The organism is Aquabacter sp. L1I39 (assembly GCF_017742835.1).
Taxonomy (GTDB): Bacteria; Pseudomonadota; Alphaproteobacteria; order Rhizobiales; family Xanthobacteraceae; genus L1I39.
This window is the reverse complement of record NZ_CP072392.1, coordinates 3608378-3634245: the sequence shown is the minus strand read 5'-3', so window position 1 is coordinate 3634245 and position 25868 is coordinate 3608378. Positions and strand designations below refer to the sequence as shown.

Genomic DNA, 25868 nt, shown 5'->3' with positions numbered 1-25868 from the left:
TTATTTTCGATACCAGGGTGGCACGCAGCAAGCCCGGCGTGCGCCGCAAGTTCCGCACAAGGAATAGGCGGCAAAATACAATCTTCTGGGGCATTGCACGCAGGTGCACCGGGGCTGCTGCATTGCAATGCATAAATTTCTTGCATCCAAAGGTCTTCCGGGCAAGATGTGCCGCTCACAATCATGTGAGCGGGATCAGCGCCCCTGTCGCCCCGCGCTGGTCATCTTTCGGGGGCTGATGCAACGCGTTCGAGTTGGGCCGTAACACGATGCGTATCCTGCTTTCCGACCGTCTGCCGCGCGCCTTCGCAGACCGTCTCGCGCTGCTCCTGATCGTCGCCGTCTCCCTCATCGGCCTTTGGACCTACCACGATTACGGCCTGGGCTGGGACGACTTCACGCACTCGCAATATGGCGACCTGCTGCTGCGCTACTTCGCGTCGGGCCTGACGTCGCAGCGCGTGTTCTCGTTCGTGAACCTCTATTATTACGGCGGCAGCTTCGATCTGGTCGCCGCATGGCTGGGCAAGCACCTGCCGATCGATATTTTCGACCTGCGCCGGCTGCTTGGCGGCATGGTCGGCATTCTCGGCATGGTCATCGTCTGGCGCACCGGCCGTCGCCTCGGCGGCCCGGTCTGCGGCCTCATGGCGCTGTGCCTGCTGGCCATCTGCCCGCTTTATTACGGGCACATGTTCATGAATGCGAAGGACGCCCCCTTCGCTGTGGCCGTGGCCGCTCTGGTCTATTCGCTGGTGCGGGCGCTCGACGAATTTCCCCGGCCCACCTGGCGTACGGTCGCGATCTTCGCGGTGGCGCTCGGCTTCACCATCGGCACCCGCGTGCTCGGCGCCATCTCGGTGGTCTATCTGACCGCCGCTCTGGCCCTGCTCCTGCTGGTGGAATGGCGCCGGCTCGGCCTGAAGGCCGCCGCCGGCCGCATGGCCACCTTCATCGGCCTGCTCGCCCTCGGCCTGCCCATGGCCTATCTCATCATGGGCCTCGCCTGGCCCTGGTCGGTGATCGAGCCGCTGAACCCCATCCACGCGCTGACCTATTATTCCCATTTCTGGGAAGTGCCCTGGCGCGAACTCTATGAGGGCCGCCCGGTCCTGGTACCGGACATGCCGCGCACCTATGTGCCGACCCTGTTCGCGGTGCAGATGCCGGAATTCTTCCTGGCCCTCGCCGTGGCGGGCATGGGCGGCGCCCTGGTGGCGAGCCTGTTCGGCAAGGCCTCCCCCAACCGCCGGGCCCAGCTGATGCTGGTGCTCACCGCCGCGCTGTTCCCGATCCTGCTCACGGTGGTGACGCGGCCGGTGATGTATAACGGCATCCGCCATTTCGTCTTCGTCACCCCGGCTTTGGCGCTGCTGGGCGGCCTCGCGGGCAACTGGGCCTGGTCCTGGGCCGTGCGGCACGGAGAGACCGCGCGGGCAGCCTTTGCCGGCATCTTCGCCCTGGGCATCCTGCTGCCGGCGAACGAATTTGCCCAGCTCCACCCGCTCCAATACACCTATTACAACCACATCGTGGGCGGCGTGCGCGGGGCCGAACCCATGTTCATGCTGGATTACTGGGGCCTTGCCTTCAAGCAGGCCACCGCCGAGCTGGATGAATATGTGGAGGAGCACCGCCGCTCGCTGCCACAAGGCCGCAAGTTCCGTGTGGCGGTGTGCGGTCCGCACCGGGCGGCTGCAGCGGAACTCGGCCCGCGCTACGAAACCACCTACGACACCCACAATGCCGACTTCGCGCTGATGCTCGACGAATTCTACTGCGCCAAGGTGCAGGCGCCGGTGATCGTGAAGGTGGAGCGGGACGGCGTGGTGTTCGCGCGGGTCTATGACGTGCGCGGCCGCAGCTTCCCCTCGGTGTTCGCCTCCGGGCAGTAAGCCGGAACGAAGGAGGACCCCGCGTCGCCGACAGCGAACCGCTGCGGCGACGCTTTTTTGTGCCGGGCGCAGAGCATTCGCGCCCCCAAGCGGCACGCCCGATGGGGCGATTTTACTTTAAATTCCAAAATACTGCGCCACACTCCTAAGTCTGCGCGCGAACTTGAAGAAAGGCCATCCGGCCCTGTTTGGCGGGGACCGCGCCGCGGCGAACCGTGCGCGCCGGCTCAGAACAGCTTCATCCGCCGGAACACCCAGGCCAAGCCGAGGGCGAAGGCGATCAGCAGGAAGGAGATGATCCAGAAGGATTCGGGATTCTCTTCCCCCGGTATACCCCCCACATTCATGCCGAACAGGCCGGACACGAAGGTGAGCGGGGCGAACACCACGGTCACCACCGCCAGCACCAACATGGACTGGTTCATCTGCTCGGCCCGCCGGTCCACCAACTGGTCGCGAATGAGGGAGGCCCGCTCGCGGATGGAATCCAGCTCTTCGGTGAAGCGCGTCACCCGGTCCGCCGCGTCCCGCAGCCGGTTGCGGTCCTTGGGGCCGATCCACGGATCGTCCTCCAGCGAGAAATGGGTCAGAGCCTCCCGCTGGGGCGCGATGTGGCGGCGCAGCTTGATGGAGACCCGCCGCAGGATGGCTTGGCGGGGCATGATGTCGGACGCCTGCCCGCCGGCCACCTCGTCCTCCAATTCGTCCGCCTGGTCCATGAGCGCGGCCACCACCGAATCCAGCCGCTCCACCAGCCGCATGGCCAGATCCGCCACCATCTCCCCTTGCGTGCGCGGGCACCGGCCCCGCCGCAGCGCGTCGATGAAGTCGGCGATGGCCGAGACCGGCTCGTGCTGGAGCGTCACGATGCGCCGCTCCTCCACCCAGAAATGGACGCCCTGGAGTTCCTCCGGCAAGGCGTTCCGATGCAAATTCACCGCCCGCAGCACCAGATAGGCGCCATCGGCGTGCATGGCGCAGTGGGGCCGGCTTTCGTCGTCCAGCATGGAATCGATGATGAGCGGGTCGATGCGGCTGCGCTCTCGCAGCCAATCCTGCCGGCGCCGGGGCAGCGCACGGAAATGCAGCCACAGGAAGCCGTTCTGCGGCAGTGGCTCCTCCAGCACTTCGCCGCTGGCCACGATCCTGCCGCCGCCCTTCCCGTCGAAGAGCCAGGCCTCCAGCAAACCCTCGGCCAACAAACCTTCGGCCCCTTGGACGTGCATGCGGATCCCCCGAAGTGCGCGGCGCCTGACTGCCAGAAAGAAGCCGGCCGGGAAAGAGGGCGCGCCTGCGCGCCCACCATGGGCACGATTGCGCGCACCTTGATGACAGCCCCGGAACGGCGAGGGTCCGGCGCTGCCGCCTCAGCCGGTCAGGCAAGAGCGGGCAGGATGCGCGCCCAGCTGCGGATGCCCTTGTGGAAGGAGGTCAGGTCATATTTCTCATTGGGCGAATGGATGCGGTCGTCATCGAGGCCAAAGCCGATGAGCAGCGTATCCAGCCCCAGCAGTGCCTTGAACTGGCCGACAATGGGGATGGACCCGCCCGATCCCACCGTCACCGGCGCCTTGCCCCATTCCTGCTCCAGTGCGGCGGCGGCTTTCTGCAGGTCCACGCTGTCGGCCGGCACGAGGAAGGCGCGGCTCCCCTCTCCCGCCGAGAAGGTCATTCGGCAGTCGGCCGGCAGGCGCGCTTCCACGAAGGCGCGGAACGCCTCCTTGATGGCGACCGGGTCCTGGTCCGCCACCAGGCGGAAGGAAATCTTGGCGGTGGCGGAGGCGGGGATGATGGTCTTGCTGCCCTGCCCCAGATAGCCGCCATAGATGCCGTTCACCTCGAAGGTGGGGCGGGACTGGATCTGCTCGATCACCATGCGGTCGGCTTCGCCCGCCGCCACGGAGAGCCCCACCGGGCCAAGGAAGGATTGCGCGGTGAGGCCGAGCCCCGCCCATTGCGCCTTCTGCGCGTCGGTCGGCTCCACCACGGCATCGTAAAAGCCGGGAATGGTGATGCGCCCCTGCCCGTCATGCACGTCGGCTATGATGCGGGCGAGCACATGGACGGGATTGCGCGCGGCGCCCCCGAACAGGCCGGAATGCAGGTCCCGGTCCGGCCCCATGATGGTGAGTTCGGTATGGACGATGCCCCGCAGGCCCGTGGTGATGGCGGGCGTCTCCCGGTCCCACATGCCGGTGTCGCACACCAGCGCCACGTCGGCGGCGAGTTCCCCCGCATGGGCGGCGAGGAAGGCGGGTAGGCTCGGCGAGCCGCATTCCTCTTCGCCCTCCAGCAAAACGGTCACGTCCACAGGCAGGCGCCCATCCACCTCCTTCAGGGCCCTGAGCGCCTCAATGAAGGTGAAGACCTGGCCTTTGTCATCGCAGGCCCCGCGCGCCACGATGCGCTTGCGCCCGGCGGCATCTTCCGCAAGGCGCGGCGCGAAGGGTGGCGTCTCCCACAGATCCAGCGGGTCCACCGGCTGGACATCGTAATGGCCATAGAACAGCACACGTCGCGGCGCGCCCGTATCCGAGCGGGCCACCACCACCGGATGGCCGGAGGTCTCGCGCACGGCGGCGGACAGGCCCAGTTCCGCCAGTGCCAGGGCGGCAAAATCCGCCGCCTTCCGGCAATCGGCCTTGTGGGCGGGATCGGTGGAAATGGAGGGAATGCGCAGGAAGTCGAACAGACGGCCGAGGCTCGCCTCCAGGCCGTCATCCACGCGCTTCAGCACTTGCTCGGACACGATCGCCTCTCCCTGCAGTCCCTCCCCTGCCACGCCGGCCGGCGCGCACGGGTTTCCCCCTTGGGTAGCATGGCCCTGCGCCCCTTGAAAACGAAACGCGGCCCCGGAAAGACCCGGAGCCGCGTCGCGCACTGGCGTGAATTGGGACGAACGCCGCCGGGCTGTCAGCCGGCCGCATGCTCCTGCTCGGTGTCCTCGGCCGCCCGAGCGGCGGTGAGCGGGCGCTGGGCGCGGCGGGCGCGCTGCAGCACGGAGCCGATCCGCCGGTAGAGCAGGCGCGGCAGCAGCGGCATGCCCACCGCTGCGTCATAGCCGCAACGGCTCGCGGTCCGGGTGAGCTGCAGCGTCGAACCTTCCGCCACCATCACGGCGGGGAGGGTGTCATCCGCATCCCGGAAGGGGTGGTCGGGCACGTCCTCCACCGTATTGACCTGCACCACCACCACGTCGAAGGCGCGCGGCAGGGCCAGGGCCTCCTCCACGGTGGCAACCTCGCTCACGGCGCCTACGCCCAGGGCACTAAGGCCCGCGCGCGTGGTCTGTCGGCGGTCGGCGTCGGAATCGATGATGAGAACGCGGGCAGTCGGCAACACCTTCATGGGGCGCTCCTGCTTGAGCGATCCACCCCGCAACGGATGGATCGAGGTTGAGCAGCTCCGTCCGAACGCAACCCCGCAATTGCGAACGACACGCGGCAAGGTAACAAACCGCTTCCCTGGAGACAACCGCTACCCCGATCCTACCGGACTCCTCTGCTATTTTCGCATACCTCCGAGAATGCCGCGCAGGATGGCGCGTCCCAGCTGGGTCCCCACCTGCGACGCCACCGACCGCGCCACCTGGCGCACCACCAGTTCCGTGGTGGTCATGCGTGAGGAGGGGCGAGGCGTGGAGGGGCGCGGCGTGGAGGGGCGCGGGATGGAGGGGGCCGGCGCCTCGCCGGTGGGGCTGCGCGGCGCGCCGGTCGGCCGCGTGGAGGGGACGGAGGTGGTGGAGCGGCGCGGCGGCGGTTCGGCGGTGCGCCCCCACGGGCCGGTCGGCGCGGAGCCTTGTGGCACCGTCGATGGGGAGACGGTCTTTTCCTCCGTGCGCCCCTGGAGCACCTCGAAGGCCGATTCGCGGTCCACCATCGCGTCATAGATGCGCCCCAGCGGGCTTTGCGCGATCAGCGCCTTGCGCTCCTGCGGGGACAGCGGCCCGACGCGGGCAGAAGGCGGGCGCACCAGCATGCGCTCCACCATGGCCGGGGTGCCGTTGCCTTCCAGAAGCGAGACCAGCGCCTCGCCCTTGCCCAGTTCCGTGATCGCCCGGGCGGTATCGAGCCGGGGATTGGGGCGGAAGGTCTCGGCGGCGGTCTTCACCGCCTTCTGGTCGCGGGGGGTGAAGGCGCGCAAGGCGTGCTGCACCCGGTTGCCCAGTTGGGAGAGCACCTTGTCCGGCACGTCCAGGGGATTCTGGGTGACGAAATAGACCCCCACCCCCTTGGAGCGGATCAGGCGGACCACCTGCTCCACCTTGTCCAGCAGCACCTTGGGCGCCTCGTCGAAGAGAAGGTGCGCCTCGTCGAAGAAGAAGACGAGGCGCGGCTTCTCCGGATCGCCCACCTCCGGCAATTGCTCGAACAGTTCGGACAGGAGCCACAGTAGGAAGCAGGCATAAAGGCGCGGCGCGCCCATGAGGCGATCGGCGGCGAGGATGGAGATGACCCCCTTGCCGGAGGCGTCCACCTGCATGAGATCCTCGATGCGCAGGGCCGGCTCGCCGAAAAAGGAATCGGCCCCCTGATTCTCCAGGACCAGCACCTGCCGCTGGATCGCCCCCACGGTCGCGGACGAGACGTTGCCGTACAGAGCGCGCAGGCTCGCGCTATTCTCCGCCACATGGGCCAGCATGGCCCGCAAGTCCTTGAGATCCAGAAGCAGCAGGCCCTGCTCGTCGGCGACGCGGAAGACGATGTTGAGCACCCCTTCCTGCGTCTCGTTGAGCCCCATGAGCCGCGCCAGCAAAAGCGGCCCCATTTCGGAAATGGTGGTGCGCACCGCATGGCCCTGCTCCCCGAACAGATCCCAGAAGGCGACGGGGAAGCGCTCGGGCGCATAGGCGATGCCCACCTCTTGCGCCCGCTTCAGGAGAAAGTCGCGCGGCTCGCCCATGGCGGCGATGCCGGAGAGGTCACCCTTGATGTCGGCGGCGAAGACCGGCACGCCAGCGCGGGAAAAGCCCTCCGCCAGCACCTGGAGCGTCACCGTCTTGCCGGTGCCGGTGGCGCCTGTGACGAGGCCGTGGCGGTTGGCGAGGCGCAGCACCAGGGAGAGATCGGGGTCGGCCACGCCGTCGCCCCGCGGGCCGATGCAGCGCCCCAGAAAGACCTCTCCCGCCGGAACCTTCGCCGTCATGGTGCGTCTCCCTCTCGCCGCTTTGCCATGGTCCATTTGGCCCTCGCCCGCAGCCCCGCACAAGGCCCGGGGCTTACGCCAGGGCGTCATGGTCTTGCGTGTAGAGTGCGGCGCGGCCAAGATCGACCGCGCGGGGAACCAGCGAGAGGTGCACGATGGAAGAGTTGGTCACCCGGCTGAAGGAGAAGGTGGGCCTCTCCGATGTCGCCGCGCGCCGGGCGGTGGACGTGGTCATCGAATTCCTGTCCAGCGAGGCGCCCGCCGGCGCCATGGAAGACCTGGCGGCGGCTGTGCCCGGCCTGTCGGACGTGTTGTCGCGCTGCTCGCGAGAATCGAACGTTCCCCTCTCCACCCGGCATTTCGGCGGCATGGCGCGCCTCATGCAGGTGGCCGACCGCATGATGTCCGCCGGCATGACCATGGCCCAGGTGCAGCAGGCCACCCATGAAGTGGTCGCCTTCGCCCGCGAGCGGGCGGGAGATGAGGCCGTCAACCGCATTGTGACCGCCATTCCGGGCCTGCGGCAGGTGGCCTGAGCGCAGGCTCCCCGGTGCCTCGGCACGGCATCACGGGCTCCGCCCAATTGCCCGCGTGCCTGACCGTGCGTGGCCCTTTATGGTAGGGGGCGATCCTCGCCCTCAACAGGCCGCGCCTTCATGTCCTCTCCCGTTTTCGTCACGCCGCCCGCCCGCACCCTTCCCGCCTGCGACCGCACACTGACCCTTGGGCCCCGCACCCTGGTGATGGGCATCCTCAACATCACCCCCGATTCCTTCTCCGATGGCGGCAAGAATGCCGCTCCCGACGATGCGCTAGCCAATGCCCGGCGGCTGGCCGCCGAAGGCGCGGACATTCTGGATGTGGGCGGCGAATCCACGCGTCCCGGCCACACGCCGGTGCCGGCGGATGAGGAATGGGCGCGCGTCGCCCCCGTGCTTGCGGCGCTCACGGCCGAAAGCGCCCTGCCCGTCTCCATCGACACCTGGAAAGCGGAGGTGGCCCGCAAGGCCGTGGCGGCGGGCGCCGTCATCATCAACGATGTCTGGGGCTTCTCCCGCGATCCGGACATGGCCGCCGTGGTAGCGGAGACGGGCGCGGCGGCGATCGTCATGCACAATCGAGAAAGCGTCGACCCGGCGGTGGATGTGATCGCCGACATGCTCGGCTTTTTCGCGCGGGCGCTGGAGCGGGCGGAAAAGGCCGGCGTCCCGCGCGATCGCATCGTGCTCGATCCCGGCATCGGCTTCGGCAAGACGTTCGAGCAGAATCTCTCCGCCATCGCACGGCTTGGCGAATTGCGCGTGCTGGGCTTGCCCCTGCTGCTCGGCACGTCCCGCAAGTCCTTGATTGGAAAGGTGATCGACACCATCCCTGCCGAGCGGGTGCCCGGCACCATCGCTTCCAACGTCATCGGCATCATGGAAGGTGTGGAGATCATCCGGGTGCATGACGTAGCTGAACATGTGCAGGCGGCCCGGGTCAGCGAAGCCATCCGCGCCGCCCGATGACCAGTCGCGCCTTTCTCTGCCTTGGCGCCAATATGGGCGATGCGCGGGGCACCCTCGCGCTCGCCCGTGGCCTGCTGGCGCGGTCGGGGCTGACGGTGCTGCGCCAATCCAGCCTCTATCGCACCCCACCCTGGGGGCCGGTGCCGCAGGATGACTATCTCAACCAGGTGATCGAGGTGGCGTCCCCGGTGGACGCGCGCGCTCTGCTGCATGTCGCCTTGCGGGTGGAGCGCATGCTGGGACGGGACCGCAGCCGTGAGACCCGCTACGGGCCGCGCCCCATCGACATCGACATCCTCGCCTTCGGCCGCGAGCGGCATGCCGCGCCGGATCTGCACCTGCCCCATCCGCGCCTTATGGAGCGGGCCTTTGCGCTGGTGCCCCTGGCGGAGATCGCGCCCGATTTCACGGTCGAGGGCGTGAAGGTGAGGGATGCCCTCGCCCGCCTCGACCCCTCTGGCATTGTGCGCGTGTGCGGGCACCAATGACAAAAGGCGCCCCGCCATTTGACGGGGCGCCTTTCGGAGCGGCAGGAGGCGCGCGCCGGTGTCGGCACGCCGCCTCCTCCTGTCCCAGGAGCGGGGGAAAGGGCGCAGGGCCCGCTCAGTCTCGTTTAGGTGGCGGGCGCGCCTGATAGGCCGTGGCCCCCGACCGCAGATAACGCCAGGCGCGGGCAAGCTCGCTGACTTCCCGGCGCCGCTGGTCTCACATACGGTCGACGCCGCGCGACCAGGTGTCCACCTGCTCCTTCACCTGATCCTTGGCCAGGCCATAGCGCTCCTGAAGCTTTCCTTCGAGCTTCTCGCGATTGCCATTGATCTGCGCCATATCGTCATCGGTCAGCTTGCCCCACTGAGTCTTCACGCTGCCGGAGAACTGCTTCCAGTTGCCTTCGATGCGATCCCAATTCATGCTGCTTACTCCCTTTGAGCAATGAAACTATGCTGCTTTAACGCACCGGCTGCGCTCGGGTTCCCGCGCCGCGCCGCAATCACGGCCCGTTGAGCGCGTCTCCCGAACGCGCCATGCTGCATGGCACCGATTCCGCGCCGGCGCGCGGGAGGCGACGGGGATGACATGACACGTCCGCACGAAGACGATGCCGTCCTGGCCGAGCGCGTGGCGCGGGGCGAGCGCGCCGCGCTGGCGCGGGCCATCACGCTGATCGAGTCCCGGCGGGCCGATCATCGCGCGCGGGCACAGGCGCTGCTGCAATCCCTGCTGCCCCGCACGGGCAAGGCCTATCGGGTGGGCATCACCGGCGTGCCGGGGGTGGGCAAATCCACCACCATCGATGCGCTCGGCACCTATCTCACCGGCCAGGGCCACAAGGTGGCGGTGCTGGCGGTGGACCCCTCCTCCACCCGCACCGGCGGCTCGATCCTGGGCGACAAGACGCGCATGTCCCGCCTCTCGGTGGACCCCGCCGCCTTCGTGCGCCCCTCCCCCTCCGGTGGCACGCTGGGCGGCATCGCCGCCAAGACGCGCGAGACCATGCTGCTGTGCGAAGCCGCCGGCTTCGACGTGGTTCTGGTTGAGACGGTGGGGGTGGGCCAATCGGAGACGGCGGTGGCCGATCTCACCGACACCTTCCTGGTGCTGATGCTGCCGGGTGCCGGCGATGAATTGCAGGGCATCAAGAAGGGCGTGCTGGAACTCGCCGACATCGTCGCCGTCAACAAGGCGGACGGGGACAATGTGACCCGCGCCCGCGCGGCGGCGGGGGAATATCGCGCCGCCTTGCACCTCCTGGGCTCACGCCAGGCCCATTGGTCGCCGCCCGTGCTCACCTATTCCGGCCTCACGGGCGACGGCATCCCGCAAGTATGGGAGCAGGTGCTGCTCCACCGCGCCAAATGCGAGGCCGCCGGCACCTTCGCCGCCACCCGCCGGGCACAGCAGGTGCGCTGGATGTGGACGCTACTCCAGGAGCGCCTCGCCGCCCGCGTTGCCTCCGACCCCGCCATCAAGGCGCGCCTGCCCGCCTTGGAGCGGGAGGTGGCGGAGGGGACGCTGGCCCCAACCCTGGCCGCCAACGAGATCGCCACCTTGATCGGCCTTTAGGATGGGCGCGGCCGGCACCATCCTCATCTGCGGCTTCGGCCCGTTTCCCGGGGTGCCGCGCAATCCGTCCGAGACGGCCGCCCGCGACCTCGCGCGGCTGCGACGGCCCTTATTGGGCGCGTTGCACCGGCACGTTGAGATCCTCCCGACCCGGTGGGACGCCCTGCCCCACCTCGCGGACACGCTCCGGTCTGTGCGGCCGGACGCGGTGCTGCTGCTGGGCGTCGCCGCCCGCCGCCGGGTGGTGAATGTGGAGATGCGGGCGGTGAATGTGGCAAGCGCCTTTCCCGACGCCGCCCGCCGCCACGCGCCGCAGCGCGCCGTGCAGCCCGGGGGCCCGGACGTGCGCGTCACGCGCGCGTGCGTCCCGCATCTCGTCCATAAGCTGCGGCAGGCGGGGCTGAAGGCGGCGCCCTCGCGGGATGCGGGGCGCTATCTGTGCAATGGGGCCTATTTCACCGCGCTCTCGGTGCTGGCGGAGGCGCGGGTGCCGGTCGTTTTCGTGCATCTGCCGGGCCGCGCGCCCGGGGCCCGCGCGGGCAGGCTGCGCCGGGCAAACGGGCTGGCGCAGCTTCTCAATGCGCTAAAGCGAGATCCCATCAGATTGAATCAATCTGATGGGTAAATCGCCCTCTAACCCATTGATAGAGAATGCGTGATGCGATCAGATGGCGATGCCATCTGATCGGCGCATGCTCTAAAGCCGGATCCGAGCCCGCGGGATCGCCATGCCATCCCGCCGGCCCGGTGAATCCGCCCTTTTTGTCAAAGGCATAAAGGGCACGCCGCGAACGGGGTGCCCCACTCGCGGAAACGGGGTCAGGCGGCCTCGCCGTTGCGCGGGCGGCGCGGCGGGCGGGGTGGGGTGATGTCGATCATCTCGTAGCCCCCGGGCGAGGCCTGGTAGCGTTCCACATGGACCTTCATCTTGCCGCGCCCGAAGATCAGGAAATGCAGGCCGCCCGCCACGACGGCCACGGCCAGCACGATCCCGGCAGCCACAAGGAGGGAGCCGAGGAGGGCGAAGAGGATCGCCGCAGCGACGCCGCCCGCCACGATCAGTCCGGCGGCGCGCAAGGTGGTCAGGAAGCTATTCATCTCTCTCATTCTCACATGCACCTGCGTAAGGTGCACGCAAGGTTTGGCGGACTTGTGGCGCCGGCTCTCAATATCCGCGCGCTCAATAGCCCCGCTGGGGATCCACCGGATTGGCCACGCTTTCCCCCGCCTGGATGCGGCGGATATTGGCCGCGATCTGCGCCGCCGCCGATTTCGGGATGGCGGTGGAGGCCAGGTGCGGCGTGATCAGCACATTCTCCATGCCCCAGAGCGGGCTTTGGGCCGGCAAGGGTTCGGTCTCGAACACGTCCAGCGTCGCCCCGCCCAGCGCGCCCGAACGCAGGGCCGCCACAAGGGCCGGCTCGTCGATGATGGCGCCCCGCGCCACATTGATGAGCTTGGCGCCCCGCGGCAGCAAAGCGAGGGTCTCGGCATTCAGGATGTGCCGGGTCGCAGGGGTGAGCGGCAGCATCACCACCAGGATCTCGCTCGCGCGAAGAAAGGCCGGCAGCGCCTCCATCCCGCTAACGCAGGCAACGCCTGGGATCTCCTTGGGGGTGCGCGACCAGCCCGAGACGCGGAAGCCCTGGCGGGCGATCTCGGCCGCCGCCGTTCCGCCCAGTTCGCCGAGGCCCAGCACGCCCACGGAAATCTCGTCCGCCGGGCGGGGCTGCACATAGTGCCACCGCCCCTCCCGCTGCGCCTTCTCGAACAGCGGGATGTCCCGCGCATGGCGCAGCACCGCCATCAGCACGAAAGAGGCCATCATGCGCGACATGTCGGGATCGGAAATGCGGGTGATGGGCACGGGCGGCAAATCGTCCCGGGCCACCAGCGCGTCGACGCCGGCGCCCAGATTGACCACCAGCTTGAGGTTCGTGAACGGCGCGAAGAAGCCGTGCGGCGGCTTCCACACCAGCGCATAGCGCACGGCCTCGGGGTCGCCCACGTCCGGCGAGACTCGCAGATCCAGGTCGGGCAGCTCGGCGTTGAGCGCCTCCACCCAGGGAGCGGCGGCATCCAGTTCGCTATGGAAGACGAGAGCTTCGCGCATCGGTCTCTGCCCGGGGATTTGAAGGAAGGGGCGTGGCTGGGGCGCCAGGATTCGAACCTGGGAATGGGGGAATCAAAATCCCCTGCCTTACCACTTGGCTACGCCCCAATGCGCGGGCGCGGACCATATCCACACCCGCGGTCAAAACGCAACGGGGATCACCGCCATGGCGGTGATGATCCACTGGCAAGGCCCGGACCGGACCTCAGGCGCCGGTGAAGCGGGGCGCGCGCTTCTCGGCGAAGGCGAGGCGGCCTTCCCGGTAGTCTGCGCTGCCATTGGCGAGGATCGTCAGGCGCCGCGCCTCCGCCGCCGCCTGCCCGCCTGCGCCGGTCGCGGCGCGGATGGAGAGCTTGGCGGCCCGCAAGGTGAGCGGCGCATTCTCGGCGATGCGGGAGACGACCCGGTCGGCGAGGGCATCCACCTCGTCCGGGGCCGCCATATGGTCGAGGGCGCCGAGCTCAAAGGCGCGGCGGGCATCGAGCCGCTCGGCGCCATAGAAGAGCTGGCGCACCGTCTGCGCGCCATAGGCGCGCACCAGCCGGGCGACGCCGCGCGGATCATAGCCAAGGCCAAGGCGGGCGGCGGGAATGGCGAAGAAGCCGTTGTCGGCGGCGATTCTCAGGTCGCAGCTGGCGGCGAGCGCCGCGCCCGCCCCCACGCAGGCGCCATGCACCAGCGCCACCACGGGGAAAGGAATGGCCTCGATGGCGGCGCAGGCGCTTTCCACCAGTTCGTCATAGCTCTGCGCGCCGGACGCATCCGAGCGGGCGGCGGAGAAGTCGGAAATGTCGGCACCGCCGGAAAAGGCCAGCGTGCCCTCCCCCCGCAGCAGCGCCACGCGGATGTCGCTGCGCCCCACCGCTTCCGCCGCAAAGGCGGAAAGTGCGCGCCACATGGCGCTGGAAATGGCATTCCGCCGCTCGGGATTGGTAAGGACCAGGCGGGCGATGCCCCCCTCCACGCTGATGGAAACGTCTCCGGCGGCCATATGCCCTCCCCTCGATCCTTCGGCCCGCATCCCCGCGCGGTCCCATCTGTGGCCAGAGCGCGCCCGGCTCGGAGGTCTCCCAGCCGGAAAACGCCCTCTGTCCGCTCCAAGAGACGGATCGGCGGATCACCTCGTCCCGCAGGGCGAACCAAGGTGTTCGGATCCGGCTCTCCCGCATCTAACCTGCGAACCATGGCAGGTTGAAGAGGGGAAGTTGCGCAAAGGAGAAGAAGAGCGCGAGGCACGGGACGGCATGCTTATTCAACACACCGTCCCGCCCCACCAGATGCCGGTCAGGGCTTGGCACCTGGAAGTCGAATGCCGAGGAACTCGCATCCGAAGCCGCGTCCTTGCGAGGCTGCGGCGTTTCCGCTGGTGCATTCATTGTCCTCAAAGGCATCTCATCGCAAGGGACAAATTCACATCTCCAGAAGAGATGCTTCCGGACTGGAAACACTGTCAAAAAAGCCTGCCCATATCGGAAGAAATTCATCCGCTGGTTGCACAGATATTACAGTGCGACGCTGAAGGTACACGCCGCCGGGAGGCAGATGGGACGCGCACTTGCGTGCAAGACGGTGAGAGCAGAGGCCGGCACCGCTCAGTCCTTGCGGAAGACGAAGTTCGCGCCAAAACCGATGGCGAGCGCCCCACAGGCCACGCACAGGCCGTAGAGGAAGCCGTGATCTTCCGCCAGCGCCGCGATCTGCTGGCCGAAGCCGGACTTGCGCACCACCACCGAGGTCTTGGCGCTGGCCAAAAGCTGCCCCTGGCCGAACAGCTTGACCTCCACCTCATAGGTCCCCACGGGCGCCGAGGCGGGAATGCGGAAGCTGGTGCGGAACACCTGAGGCGACAGCAGCAGGACGCCGTTCGGCTCCTCGCTATAGAGCCCATCCGCCTGCTTGATGCGCAGGAAGGCGAGGCGGAACGGATCGTCCGCAACCACGTCGGCAAAATCGGGACCGACCCGCTGGACGAAGATGTTGCGCGACAGGCCCACCTGCTCGCGCCGCAGCACCTCCGCCGGGGCGATCTGCACCGCCGGCCGATTGGTGGCCACCGCCAGAACGGCGGGGGCGTCCACAAAGGTGCGGCTGTCCGTATTGATATAGATGCCCGCCACCCGCGATTTGCGCCAGGTGATGAAACTCTCCTGCGGGCCGCGCACGGTGACGGCGTAATCATACCGATGGTCCGCATCGGGCACGCCTTCGACCACGCCGAACAGGACGAGGTCGGCGCCCGCGAAATTGGACGTGATGAGCACTTCCGGCTGTGACACGGACAGGATAAGCCGCTGGGCGCAGGCGAACCCGCCCGATCCGGCGAACAGCACCAGCGCGAGGACGAGCGCCTGCAGAATGCGCATCACAGCCGGCCCTCCTGGATGGTGACCGCATAGGGATCGACCGGCGGGCGCACCAGGTCCACCCCCACCCGAAGGCCCACCGCCAACACCAGCAGCGCCAGCAGCAGGCGCAGATGTTCCGCCTTCAGCGTCTGCCCCGCGCGGGCGCCGAACTGCGCGCCAACCGTCCCGCCAATCACCAGGATCAAGGCGAGGATGGCATCCACGGTGCCGTTAAAGGTGGCCTGGAGGATGGTGGCCGCCGTCATGGTGGCCAGTGTCAGCACGAGGGACGTGCCGACCGAGGTTTGGGTGGGCACGCGCAGCAGATAGATGAGGCCGGGCACCAGCAGGAAGCCACCCCCCACGCCCAGCACAGCGCCGAGAAAGCCGATGCCGAGCCCCAGCGCGATCACCGGCAGCACCGAGACATAGATGCGCGAGCGGCGGAAGCGCATCTTCCAGGGCAGACGCAGAAACCAGCCATGGGTGCCCGGCCGGCGTACGGTGGCCGCCCGGCCGCCACGGCTGCGCACGATGGCGCGCACGCTTTCCACCAGCATCATGGTGCCGATGCCCGACAGCAGCAGCACATAGGACACCCGAATGGCGAAATCGATCTGCCCATAAGCGCGCAGCAGCGTGAAGGCGCCCACCCCGAGGCCTGTCCCCGTAAAGCCTCCCGCCAGCAGCACGCCGGCCAGAGGCAGGTCGATCAGGCCCTTGCGCAGATAGGACAGGGCGCCGGAAAAGGAGGAGGCCGCCATGTGGGCGGACACGCTCGCCACCGACACGGCGGCGGGCACGCCGGCGAAGATGAGCAAAGGCGTCATGAGGAAGCCGCCGCCCACGCCGAACATTCCGGAGATGAACCCGACCGCCAATCCCATGGCGAATATGGTGAAGATGGCCGCCGGCATTTCGGCGATCGGCAGATAGATGGTCACGCGGGGAATGTCCGATGGGGCAGGCAGGACGTGACCGTCCTATAGAGGCACCCTCCTGGATTTAAAAGCAAAAAGGACGGTCGAGCAGGCAATTCCTAAAGCGAAAACCTATGTAATTCGATCGGCTAAGCGCAAATTTCGCCGCAAGACCTGCCGGGCATCATTGTTCAACAATTTCTATCCAAAAAAGATACTAAGCACCCAGCGGCACGCCCAAGGTCCGCCTCCGGGTGCGCCGTCCGCGCCTGCCGAAAGCTCACACCCGCTGGAAAAGCCCCACGGGCGCCCCCTGCACCACCTGCAACTGCCCCCGCACCACCAGATGACGCAGATGGGCCAGGGCCTCACCGATGCCGAAGCCGACCTGCTCGGTGGGCAATTTGCGGAAGAGGATGGTGGCCGCCTCCATCACGGAGCGGGGGGCGGCGCAAAAGTCCATCAGCTTGGCGAGGCGCTCCTCGTGATGGGCCTTCAGCTCGGCGATGCGCGCATGCAGGCCGAAGAAAGGCTCGCCATGGGAGGGCAGCACCAGCGTCTCGCGCGGCAGCGGCTCGAAGCGGGCGAGCGAGGACAGGAACAGACCCAGGGGATCCGCCTCAGGCTCTCCCGCCCAGACCCCGATGAAGGGGGTGATGCGGCCCAGAATCTGGTCGGCGGCGATGAGGATGTTCCGCTCGGCGCTGAACAGGCAGACCATTTCCGGCGCGTGACCTTCGCCGATCAGCACCCGCCAGCGGGTGCCGGCAAGGTCCAGTTCGTCGCCCTCCTTGAGGCGCACATAGGAGTGGGGAAGCGCCGTGACCCAGCGGTTGAAGATCAGCCCCCGCCGCTCCACCATCTCCAGATAGGCGTCCGGGGCCGCGCACCAGCGGCCATGGTCGACAATATGGGGAATGACCATCTGCGCCGGCTCGGCGAGCAGCGTGCGGGCCTGGAGCCATTCGGTGCGCGCCATGTGCACGGGCGCGCCGGTGCGGGCATGGAGCCAGCCGCACAGGCCCAGATGATCCGGATGGAAATGGGTGACGAGCAGCCGCTTCACCGGCAGGCCGCCCAGCAAGGGATGGGCAAGGACGGCGGTGAAGAGGGCGCGGGTGGCGGCATCATCGACGCCGGAATCCACCAGCGTCCAGCCGCCCTCGTCGGCGAGCAGCCAGGCATTCACCTCGCTGGGCGGGAAAGGCAGCGGCACGGTGACCCGCAGAAGGCCAGGAGCGATCTGCGTGATGCCCCCCGTGGCGGGCGCTCCCTGATGTGCCGACATGCATCCTCCCTCACCCGCCGGCCGGTTCTGAATGCCGCCGGCGCGGTCCGCGCTCCAGCTTCCACCGATCGCTGCGCGATGCAATGGCGCGGCGGCGCAGAGCACTGCCCTCATGCATTCCCGCAGGGCATGGATGGGGGTCGAGCCCCCTCATCCCCTCCGCGCGAACATGGCCCGCGGCGGTGGCTGTGTGGGGCGAAAGTGCTTGTGTTACCAAGCCTTTCATTGCGGTCGGCCGGGCCGCACGGATAAGACTGTGCATGCCCTGCAAATGGGTGGAGACCCAGCATGAGCCACAAGCTCTCGGCCTTTCTGGACGCTGTCGAGACCGATCCGGAGGTTCTGTCCCGGGTGCGGGCTGCTCTGCCGGAGAATGCGCCGCTCACAGCGGACATGTTTGTGAAAGCTGCACATGCCGCCGGCTTTGCCTTGTCGCGGGAGGACCTTCCCTTCGGCACGGCGGCGCTGGACGAGCGGGCGCTGGAAGAGCTCTCGGGCGGCGTGCGCCCACGCGACCTGCGGACCGAAGCAATCCCGACCCTCGCGTGGCAGGCCAAGACCTGGCGCAAGGTCTGGAACAAGCTCTTCGGCTGATGCGCCTCCGGCCGGTGATGAGATCGAACCTGAAAAGGAGTGAACGGCAGTGAACGAGAAACTTGCGGCGCTACTGGCCGCCATTGAGACCGATCCGGATGTGGCGTCGCGCTTTCAAGACGCGCTGCCCGAGCACGAGCCCCTGACGCCGGAAATGTTTCTGGCGGCGGCACAGGCGGCCGGCTTCACCCTTTCCCCCGAGGACCTGCCGCAGGCCGGCCTGCTGAGCGAGGCGGAGCTGGAAGGGGTGAGCGGCGGTGGAAATCCCTTCATGATCCTGGAGCGGTGGCGCAGCGCCATGAGGATCACGAAGTGAATGCGGCGTATCGTCTCGAAGGTTGAGATAACCCGTCAAGCAAAGCGGCGACCACCCTGGGATGCGACGGGCCCGAAGGGCGGTGAGACGTCCGCCCTCTGGTGCAGATGTTTGGCGAGAGCATGTCAGAGCTTCGACAGGAGACCCTGAAACGTTCTCTGCTCGTTTCAGCGCATTTCCCTTCCGCGAACCGGTCCCCGCTGATGTTGGAAATGCGCTGAGATCGGCGCGCTTGTGCCGTCCGCTCCGGCGCTCAGGCCGCCCGGAAGATGGACGCGCCATGATCGGCAGCGCCCACCGCGCCCCGGAAGGCGCCGAAGAGGTCGCGGCCGACGCCCTCGTGAGAGGCGGAAAGGTCCACCTGCGCCGGCAGCCGGCGGGCGAGCTCGGCTTCCTCCACCAGCACGGACAGCGTGCCAGCAACCCCATCCACCCGCACCAGGTCGCCATCCCCGATCTTGGCGATGGCGCCGCCATGGACGGCCTCGGGCGTCACATGGATGGCGGAGAGCACCTTGCCGGAAGCGCCTGAGAGCCGCCCGTCGGTGACGAGGGCCACCTTCTGCCCCCGGTCCTGGAGCACGCCCAAGGGCGGCATCAGCTTGTGCAATTCGGGCATGCCATTGGCGCTCGGCCCCTGGAAGCGGATCACCGCCACGAAATCCCCCGTCAGGCTGCCGGCCTTGAAGGCCTGTTGGAACGCCTCCTGGGAATGGAAGACGCGGGCGGGCGCCTCGATCACATGGCGTTCGGGCGCCACCGCCGAGGTCTTCGCCACCGCCCGGCCGAGATTGCCGGTGAGCACCCGCAGGCCTCCCGTGGGCTGGAACGGCTCGGCCACCGGCCGCAGCACCGCCGCATCGCCCGAGGCCTCCGCCGCCGGGCGCCAGGTGAGCTGGGCATCCGCATCCAGGCCCGGTTCCACCGCATAGCCATCAAGGCCCGTGCCCCAGACGGTCTCCACGTCCGCGTGCAGGAGCCCCTGCGAGAGCAGTTCGCGGATCACGAAGCCCATCCCGCCGGCGGCATGGAAATGGTTCACGTCCGCCTTGCCGTTGGGATAGATGCGGGTGAGCAGGGGCACCACTTCGGCAAGGTCCGAGAAGTCATCCCAGGTGAGGGTGAGCCCCGCCGCCGCCGCCATGGCCACCAGATGCAGCGTGTGATTGGTGGAGCCACCGGTGGCGTGAAGGCCCACCACCGCATTCACGAAGGCCTTCTCGTTCAGCATCCGCCCGATGGGCTTGTATTGGTTGCCCAGCGCGGTATGGGCGAGCGCCCGGTGCACGCCCTCGCGGGTGAGCGCGTCGCGCAGCGGCGTGTTGGGGGTGACGAAGGAGGCGCCGGGCAAATGCAGGCCCATGATCTCCATCATCATCTGGTTGGTGTTGGCGGTGCCGTAGAAGGTGCAGGTGCCCGGCCCATGATAGGAGCGCGCCTCGGCCTCCAGGAGTTCGTCCCGGCCGATGCGCCCTTCCGCGAACAGCTGGCGGATCTTGGATTTCTCGTCATTGGGCAGGCCCGACGTCATGGGGCCGCTCGGCAGGAACACCGCCGGCAAATGGCCGAAGGAGAGCGCGCCGATGACGAGGCCGGGCACGATCTTGTCGCAGATGCCGAGATACACCGCCGCGTCGAAGGTCTGGTGGGAGAGCGCGACCGCGGTGGAAAGGGCGATCACGTCGCGGGAGAAGAGGGACAGTTCCATGCCAGCCTCGCCCTGGGTGATGCCGTCGCACATGGCCGGCACGCCCCCCGCCACCTGGGCGGTGCCCCCCGCCTCCCGCGCGGCATTGCGGATGAGGGCGGGGAAGCGCTCATAGGGCTCGTGAGCGGAGAGCATGTCGTTATAGGCGGTGACGATGGCCAGATTCGGCCCCTCCCCTGCCCGCAATTCCGCCTTGTCATGGGGGCCGCAGGCGGCAAAGCCGTGGGCCTGGTTGGCGCAGCCAAGGCCCCGACGCGCCGGGGTGTTGCGCGCGGCCGCCGCGATCCGGTCGAGATAACGTTCGCGTCCGGCGGCGCTCCGGCGGGCGATCCGCTCGGTCACTTCGCCCACCCGGGCCTGGATGCTGCTGCTGCCGTCCATGATCGCCTCCACCTGCGCTTTTCTGGAACTACTATAGGCCGCGCTGCGTGGCGGCCCAATGGCAGCGGGACCGTGTCCGCGCGGCCTTGCTGCACAGCGAATGGTCACACGGCCGGCGGAGCCTTATGTTAAGGTCAAGCTCATCCTGAACCCGGGGGCGGGCATGGAAGAGACATCCGAGGTCGCGGGCGCGGCGGCGATGGGCATTGCGTCCGACAGCCGGTGGATGCTGCCCAACGGGTTCGACAGCCTGGACCTGCCACCCCATGAGCGCCTTCTGCCGGACAGCGTGGCACAGGTGAGCTATCCGCAATTCTCCCTGCGGCCCGGGCTGGAGGTCTACACTTTCGAGGCGCGCGTGCGCGCGCCGGTGGACCTGACCTATGAGGTGCTCTCCGGGGAGCCCTATCTCTGGCTGGCGCTGAATTTTTCAGGGCGCAACCTCTATGTCCATGATGGCGGCCTGGAGGGCGCCATCCTGCCCACCAGCAGCCATTTCGCCATGCTGCGCGACCCGTCCAGCACCTTCCATTACGGGCCGGGCCACCACGTGACGTCCGGCATGGCGGTGACGCCCGAGCGGCTCAGCGAGATGCTCCAGGGCCAGCGGCCGAACCGCACCATCGCCGCGTTCCTGGATGGCACCTTCGACCCTTTCATCGCCTCCGCCGCGCCCACCGCGGCCATGCGCACCATTGCCGAGCAGATCGCCAGCAACCCCTATCGGGGCGTGATGGAGACCCTCTATCTGGAGGGCAAGGCGTTCGAGATGCTGGCGGAATACATGTCCGCCTTCTGCGAGGACGCGGTGCCCGCGCCCAGCGGGCGGGCGCGGCGGCTGGCGCTGGCGGCGCGGGACATCCTGATGGCCGACCCCGCCCATCCGCCCCGCATCGAGGAGGTGGCCGCCCAGGTGGGGCTCTCCCAGCGGCGGCTGAACGAGGTGTTCCGGGAGGTGTTCGGCGCCTCGCCGCTGCAATGCCTGGTGCGCTGGCGACTCGATCTCGCCCACCAATGGCTCGGCAGGGGCGACTTGAGCGTCAAACAGGTGGCGCACCGGCTGGGCTATGCCCATGCCAGCAATTTCTCCCTCGCCTTCACCCGCCGCTTCGGCCACCCGCCCACCGGCGCGCCGGAGCCCGCCGACCCGGCGGGCTGAGGGCGCGCCAAGCTCTGGCAGGGGCGCCCGGGGCGCCCCTCAGGCCGCCGGCTTGCCGCCTTTGGTCTTCACCCATTCGCGGGCGGACTGGAACACCACATAGAGCATGGGGATCACCAGGATGCCCACGGTGGAGGCCGCGATCATCCCGAAGAAGACCGGCGTCGAGACCGAGCGCCGGCTGATCTCCGAGGCGCCGACGGCGATCACCAGCGGCAGCAGGCCGAGGATGAAAGCGAAGGACGTCATCATCACCGCGCGGAACCGCAGGCGCGCTGCCTGGACGGCCGCCTCCTGGATCGGCACCCCCTCCTCCCGCCGGGCCTTGGCGAATTCGACGATGAGGATGCCGTTCTTGGCCGCCAGCGCGATCAGCACGACGATGCCGATCTGGGCATAAAGGTCGATGGACAGGCCCGCCGGCCCCACCGCCGCGATGCCGCCCACCAGCGCCACCGCAACCGACAGCATCACCGGAACGGGGATGACCCAGCTCTCATAGAGCCCCACCAGGAACAGGAAGGCGAACAGCACCGCCAAAGCGAGGATGGCGCCCATCTGGCCGCTGGCCGCCTTTTCCTGATAGGCGGTGCCGGTCCAGGCATAGCTGTAGCCATTGGGCAAGGTCTTGTCGCTCACCGCCTCCATGGCGGCCAGCGCCTGGGACGAGCTGAAGCCCGGCGCCGGCGCGCCGTTCACGGTGAGACTGCGCACATTGTTGAAGCGGATGACGGCCGAGGGCGCGAACGCGATCTCCGCCTCGGCCACCGCCTGCACGGGCACCATCTTGCCATCGCGATTGCGCAGCTGGACGCGGTAGATGTCGTCGATGCTGGCGCGATCGAGGGCATCGGCCTGGAGGGCCACCTTCCAGGTGCGGCCGAACATGTTGAAGTCGTTCACATAGGCGCTGCCGAGCGCAGCCTGGAGGCCGGCGAAGATGTCGCTGACCGACAGGCCCAGCACTTCCGCCTTGTCGCGGTCGATGTTCAGGAACACCGAGGGCGTCTGCGCGCGGAAGGTGGAATAGACCTCGCTCAAGGCGGGGTTCTGGTTGGCGGCGAAGACGAGGGCCCGCATCACCTCGCCCATCTCGGCCGCGGGACGGCCCTCCAGATTCTGCAGCTGGTACTCGAACCCGCCGCCGGTGCCGAGGCCGATAATGGGCGGCAGGTTGAAGGGAATGACGAGGGCCGGCACCTCCGCCGTCTCCCGCGCCACGCGGGCGATGAGGTCGTTGACGCCGAGCGTGCGGTCCTTGAAGGGCTTCAGCGTCACGATGAAGAAGGCGCTGTTGGATTCCGCGAGCCCCGACAGCATGGAATAGCCTGAAACCACCGACACGTCCTGCACGCCCGGCAGCTTGGAGACCACGTCTTCCACCCGCGCCACGATCTCGCGGGTGCGGTTGAGGGATGCGGCATCGGGGAGCTTGGCCTCAATGAAGAAGGCGCCTTGGTCTTCCTGGGGCAGGAAGCCGGAGGGGGTGCTGCCGCCCAGCACATAGATGCCCGCGCCCGCCGCCCCGATCAGCACCAGCGAGAGCACCGCCACCCGCACGAGCCGGGCGACGACGGCCGCATAGCCGTCGCGCACGCCGTCGATGCGGCGGCTGACCCAGGCCATCACGCCCTTGCGCTCGCCCTGGTGCGGCTTCAGCAGCAGCGCGCACAGAGCCGGCGAGAGCGTCAGCGCGTTCAGCGCCGAGAACAGCATGGACACGCTGATGACCACCGCGAACTGCCGGAACAGCTCGCCGGAAATGCCGGGAATGAAGGCCAGCGGCACGAACACAGACAGGAGCACGAGCGTGATGGCGATGATGGGCGCAGTGATGCCCTCCATCGCCTTCTTGGTGGCCTGCGCGGGCGTGAGATGGTGGTCGGCCTCCATCTGGGCCTCCACCGCCTCCACCACCACGATGGCGTCGTCCACCACGATGCCGATGGCCAGCACCATGGCCAGCAGTGACACGGTATTGGCCGAATAGCCCATGGCCAGCATGACCGCGAAGGTGGCCACCAGGCTTACCGGCACCGCCAGCAGCGGGATCAAAGTGGCGCGCAGCGAGCCGAGGAAGATGAACACCACGATGATGACCAGCACAAAGGCTTCCACCAGCGTGTGTTCCACCACCTCGATGGTGGCCTCCACGAAGCTGGTGGTGTCATAGGTGATGGCCTGCTTCATGCCCGCCGGAAAACGCCGGGCAAGGTCCGCCATGGCGTGGTTCACCTCCTCCGCCACGCCCAGCGCATTGGCGCCGGGGGAGAGGTAGAGCGCGATGAGCTGCGCCGAGCGGCCATTGAGGCGCGTCTCCACATCCTCGTTGAAGGCGCCAAGCTCGATCCGCGCCACATCGCCCACCCGCAGCACCGAGCCGTCGGGATTCGCGCGCACGGCGATGTTGGAAAACTCCTCGGGCGTGGAGAGGCGGCCGGTGGTGCGGATGTTCAACTGGTAGGAGGTGTCGGTGCTGGCCGGCTGGGCGCCGATGCGCCCGAGCGGGGCGATGCGGTTCTGGCTCTGGATGGCCGCCACCACGTCCTGGGGCGTCAGGTCGAGCGCCGCCAGCCGGTCGGTGCGGAACCAGATGCGCATGGCATAGTCCTGCGGCCCGAACAGATTGGCCTGTCCGACACCGGGAATGCGCCGGAGGATGTCGAGAATGTTGATGGTGGCGTAGTTGGACAAAAAGAGCGTGTCATGCTCCGCCTTGTCGGACCACAGCCCCACCACCTGGAGCAGCGCCGAGGATTGCTTGCGCACGCTCAGGCCCTGTCGCTGGACCTCTTCCGGCAGCATGGCGATGGCGAGCTGGACGCGATTGTTCACATTGGTGGCGTTCTGGTCGGGATCGGTGCCGACCTTGAACGAGACGTTGAGCGTGTAGGACCCGTCGTCGCCGCTGGTGGACTTCATGTAGATCATGTTGTCCACGCCGTTCACCTGGCCCTCAATGGGCTGGGCGACGGTGGCTTCCACCACCTCGGCGGAAGCGCCGGGGAAGCGCGCGGTGACCTGCACCTGCGGCGGCACAATGTCAGGAAACTGCGCCACCGGAATGCGCGTGAGCGAGACAAGGCCCGCAATGACCATGACGATGGCGATGACCATCGCCAGGCGGGGGCGGTCGACGAAGATCTTGGAGATCATGGCGTCAGCCCTTGACCGGACCGTCGAGGGGGGTCGGCGCCGGCTTGGGCGTGACCGGCAGCCCCGGCCGCACCCGCTGCGCGCCCTCGGTGATGACAAGGGCGCCGGGGGCGAGGCCCTCGGTGATCACCGCCTGCCCGCCGCGCGTGGAGCCCACCTTCACGAAGGTCTGGGCCACCTTGTTGTCGGCACCCACCACCAGCACGAAGGTGCCGGCCTGGTCGAGCTGCAGGGCGGACTGGGGGATCACCAGCACATCCTTGCCCTTCTCCTCCTCCACGCGCACGCCCACCACCTGGCCGGCGGTGAGCAGGCCATCGGGATTGGGCACCTCGGCCTGGACCAGGGTGGAATCGGTGGATGCGTCCGCCGTCACATTGATGAAGGAGAGGCGGCCCGGCTGGTCATAAAGCGAGCCGTCCGGCAGGCGCAGCCGGATCTGGAGGGGGCGGGCGCCATTCTTGGCGGCGTCGCGCTTCATGTCGATCAGCAGGCGCTGGGACACGGGGAAGAGCACCTTCACCACGTCGTCCTTCACCACCGTGGTGAGGATGCCGCTGTCCGGGCTCACCACATTGCCCACATTGACCGCCGAGCGGCCCACCCGCCCGGCAATGGGGGTGGTGATGCGGGTATAGCCCAGCTGGATATTGGCCTGATCGAGCGCGGCCTTGGCGGCGGAGACCTGCGCGGCGGCGAGCTGCTGGTCGGCGATGCGCTGGTCGAGGGTGGCGCGGGGCAGGTTGTTGGTGCGGAACAGCTCCTGTCCACGCGCCACCTGGAGATCGGCATTGTTGAGGGTCGCCTGGGCGCCCTCCAGCTGAGCCTGGCGCGCCGCCACCTGGGCCTCGAACGGTTCCGGCTCGATGCGGAAGAGCACATCGCCGGCGGCCACCTTCTGCCCCTCGGTGAACACCTTTTCGGTGAGGAAGCCGGTGATGCGGGCCCTTATATCCACCCGCTCCATGGCCTCCACCCGGCCGACAAATTCCGACCCCTCGCTCACCGGGCGCATCTGCGCGGGCACCACCATCACCACGGGCGCCACGTCCTGGGCGGGGGCGCCTGCGCCCTCCTTGGTGTCCTTGCACCCCGCCACCAGCAGGGCGAGGGCGAGCGGAAGGCCGTAGCCACAGGCGAGGCGGATCAGACGGGGCATGACTTTATCCGGATAGCGCAAGATTGGAGCGTCGGCTTTGCGATGGGAGGGGAGCATAAGGACCGCGCCAAAGCAAGAGAACGGGCGTGAATCCAGGTGGCGCGCTGGGGCAAGCCC

Annotated in this window: 23 protein-coding genes and 1 tRNA gene; 9 read left to right on the top strand and 15 right to left on the bottom strand. The window is 68.0% G+C overall.

Annotation, left to right across the window (positions count from 1 at the left end; genetic code table 11):
• Window positions 1-269: 269 nt before the first annotated feature.
• Window positions 270-1895 carry a glycosyltransferase family 39 protein gene (locus J5J86_RS16420; RefSeq protein ID WP_247657647.1) on the top strand — a complete coding sequence of 542 codons (1626 nt, stop codon included), beginning with the start codon at window positions 270-272 and terminating at the stop codon, window positions 1893-1895.
• Window positions 1896-2122: 227 nt separating this feature from the next.
• Here J5J86_RS16420 and J5J86_RS16415 read toward each other — a convergent pair whose 3' ends face one another.
• From J5J86_RS16415 to J5J86_RS16400, 4 genes are all read right to left on the bottom strand, one after another.
• Window positions 2123-3094, bottom strand: a complete 972-nt coding sequence (locus tag J5J86_RS16415; RefSeq protein WP_247657645.1) for a zinc transporter ZntB — start codon at window positions 3092-3094, stop codon at window positions 2123-2125.
• A 176-nt stretch (window positions 3095-3270) separates the two neighbouring features.
• Entirely contained in the window at window positions 3271-4644 is a 1374-nt protein-coding gene (locus J5J86_RS16410; RefSeq protein ID WP_209099858.1) for a dipeptidase, read from the bottom strand.
• Window positions 4645-4808: 164 nt separating this feature from the next.
• Window positions 4809-5243: a hypothetical protein gene (locus J5J86_RS16405; protein WP_209099856.1), complete on the bottom strand. Its 435-nt coding sequence runs from the start codon at window positions 5241-5243 to the stop codon at window positions 4809-4811.
• Window positions 5244-5399: 156 nt separating this feature from the next.
• Complete coding sequence (locus J5J86_RS16400) at window positions 5400-7040, bottom strand: helicase HerA-like domain-containing protein (protein ID WP_209099854.1); 1641 nt, start codon at window positions 7038-7040, stop codon at window positions 5400-5402.
• A 155-nt stretch (window positions 7041-7195) separates the two neighbouring features.
• On the opposite strand from J5J86_RS16400, the gene J5J86_RS16395 reads away from it, so the two are divergent.
• The 3 genes from J5J86_RS16395 (at window position 7196) to folK (ending at window position 9036) form a co-directional block, all read left to right on the top strand.
• Window positions 7196-7576, top strand: a complete 381-nt coding sequence (locus tag J5J86_RS16395; RefSeq protein ID WP_209099852.1) for a DUF2267 domain-containing protein — start codon at window positions 7196-7198, stop codon at window positions 7574-7576.
• A gap of 120 nt (window positions 7577-7696) precedes the next feature.
• On the top strand, window positions 7697-8548 hold the full coding sequence (folP, locus tag J5J86_RS16390; RefSeq protein WP_209099851.1) for a dihydropteroate synthase: 852 nt from the start codon (window positions 7697-7699) through the stop codon (window positions 8546-8548).
• On the top strand, window positions 8545-9036 hold the full coding sequence (gene folK / locus J5J86_RS16385; protein ID WP_209099849.1) for a 2-amino-4-hydroxy-6-hydroxymethyldihydropteridine diphosphokinase: 492 nt from the start codon (window positions 8545-8547) through the stop codon (window positions 9034-9036). The genes folP and folK overlap by 4 nt, the downstream gene beginning before the upstream one ends.
• Before the next feature lie 217 nt (window positions 9037-9253).
• On the opposite strand, the gene J5J86_RS16380 is transcribed toward folK, so the two are convergent.
• A complete protein-coding gene (locus J5J86_RS16380) occupies window positions 9254-9460 on the bottom strand; it encodes a CsbD family protein (protein WP_209099847.1) in 207 nt (68 codons plus the stop codon).
• A 165-nt stretch (window positions 9461-9625) separates the two neighbouring features.
• Between J5J86_RS16380 and meaB the strand changes: the two genes are divergently transcribed.
• Together meaB and J5J86_RS16370 are read left to right on the top strand one after the other, a co-directional pair.
• The gene (gene meaB, locus J5J86_RS16375) at window positions 9626-10612 is read left to right on the top strand and encodes a methylmalonyl Co-A mutase-associated GTPase MeaB (protein WP_209099845.1); all 987 of its coding nucleotides are present in this window, start codon (window positions 9626-9628) and stop codon (window positions 10610-10612) included.
• A gap of 1 nt (window position 10613) precedes the next feature.
• Window positions 10614-11237, top strand: a complete 624-nt coding sequence (locus J5J86_RS16370; RefSeq protein ID WP_209099843.1) for a pyroglutamyl-peptidase I family protein — start codon at window positions 10614-10616, stop codon at window positions 11235-11237.
• Between the two features lie 194 nt (window positions 11238-11431).
• Here the strand turns inward: J5J86_RS16370 and J5J86_RS16365 are convergent, their stop codons facing one another.
• From J5J86_RS16365 to J5J86_RS16335, 7 genes are all read right to left on the bottom strand, one after another.
• Window positions 11432-11710 (bottom strand): hypothetical protein, encoded by a 279-nt coding sequence (locus J5J86_RS16365; RefSeq protein WP_209099841.1) that lies wholly within the window; start codon window positions 11708-11710, stop codon window positions 11432-11434.
• Window positions 11711-11792: 82 nt separating this feature from the next.
• The gene (locus J5J86_RS16360) at window positions 11793-12725 is read right to left on the bottom strand and encodes a 2-hydroxyacid dehydrogenase (RefSeq protein WP_209099839.1); all 933 of its coding nucleotides are present in this window, start codon (window positions 12723-12725) and stop codon (window positions 11793-11795) included.
• A 33-nt stretch (window positions 12726-12758) separates the two neighbouring features.
• Window positions 12759-12833 (bottom strand) — tRNA-Gln (locus J5J86_RS16355).
• Window positions 12834-12930: 97 nt separating this feature from the next.
• Window positions 12931-13716 (bottom strand): enoyl-CoA hydratase-related protein, encoded by a 786-nt coding sequence (locus J5J86_RS16350; RefSeq protein WP_209099837.1) that lies wholly within the window; start codon window positions 13714-13716, stop codon window positions 12931-12933.
• 601 nt (window positions 13717-14317) lie between these two features.
• On the bottom strand, window positions 14318-15088 hold the full coding sequence (locus J5J86_RS16345; protein ID WP_209099835.1) for a TIGR02186 family protein: 771 nt from the start codon (window positions 15086-15088) through the stop codon (window positions 14318-14320).
• A complete protein-coding gene (locus J5J86_RS16340; RefSeq protein ID WP_209099833.1) occupies window positions 15088-16014 on the bottom strand; it encodes a sulfite exporter TauE/SafE family protein in 927 nt (308 codons plus the stop codon). Before J5J86_RS16340 ends, J5J86_RS16345 begins: the two co-directional genes overlap by 1 nt.
• Window positions 16015-16270: 256 nt before the next feature.
• Complete coding sequence (locus J5J86_RS16335; RefSeq protein ID WP_209099831.1) at window positions 16271-17278, bottom strand: MBL fold metallo-hydrolase; 1008 nt, start codon at window positions 17276-17278, stop codon at window positions 16271-16273.
• A 288-nt stretch (window positions 17279-17566) separates the two neighbouring features.
• On the opposite strand from J5J86_RS16335, the gene J5J86_RS16330 reads away from it, so the two are divergent.
• Window positions 17567-17872, top strand: coding sequence for a Nif11-like leader peptide family RiPP precursor (locus J5J86_RS16330; RefSeq protein WP_209099829.1), 306 nt, complete (start codon window positions 17567-17569; stop codon window positions 17870-17872).
• 49 nt (window positions 17873-17921) lie between these two features.
• The gene (locus J5J86_RS16325) at window positions 17922-18188 is read left to right on the top strand and encodes a Nif11-like leader peptide family RiPP precursor (protein ID WP_209099821.1); all 267 of its coding nucleotides are present in this window, start codon (window positions 17922-17924) and stop codon (window positions 18186-18188) included.
• 253 nt (window positions 18189-18441) lie between these two features.
• On the opposite strand, the gene edd is transcribed toward J5J86_RS16325, so the two are convergent.
• On the bottom strand, window positions 18442-20277 hold the full coding sequence (gene edd, locus J5J86_RS16320; protein WP_209099814.1) for a phosphogluconate dehydratase: 1836 nt from the start codon (window positions 20275-20277) through the stop codon (window positions 18442-18444).
• A 163-nt stretch (window positions 20278-20440) separates the two neighbouring features.
• On the opposite strand from edd, the gene J5J86_RS16315 reads away from it, so the two are divergent.
• Window positions 20441-21436: a helix-turn-helix transcriptional regulator gene (locus J5J86_RS16315; protein WP_209099812.1), complete on the top strand. Its 996-nt coding sequence runs from the start codon at window positions 20441-20443 to the stop codon at window positions 21434-21436.
• Window positions 21437-21475: 39 nt separating this feature from the next.
• Here the strand turns inward: J5J86_RS16315 and J5J86_RS16310 are convergent, their stop codons facing one another.
• Both J5J86_RS16310 and J5J86_RS16305 read right to left on the bottom strand, forming a co-directional pair.
• Window positions 21476-24592, bottom strand: a complete 3117-nt coding sequence (locus J5J86_RS16310) for an efflux RND transporter permease subunit (protein ID WP_209099810.1) — start codon at window positions 24590-24592, stop codon at window positions 21476-21478.
• A gap of 4 nt (window positions 24593-24596) precedes the next feature.
• On the bottom strand, window positions 24597-25751 hold the full coding sequence (locus J5J86_RS16305; protein WP_209099809.1) for an efflux RND transporter periplasmic adaptor subunit: 1155 nt from the start codon (window positions 25749-25751) through the stop codon (window positions 24597-24599).
• Window positions 25752-25868 lie beyond the last annotated feature (117 nt).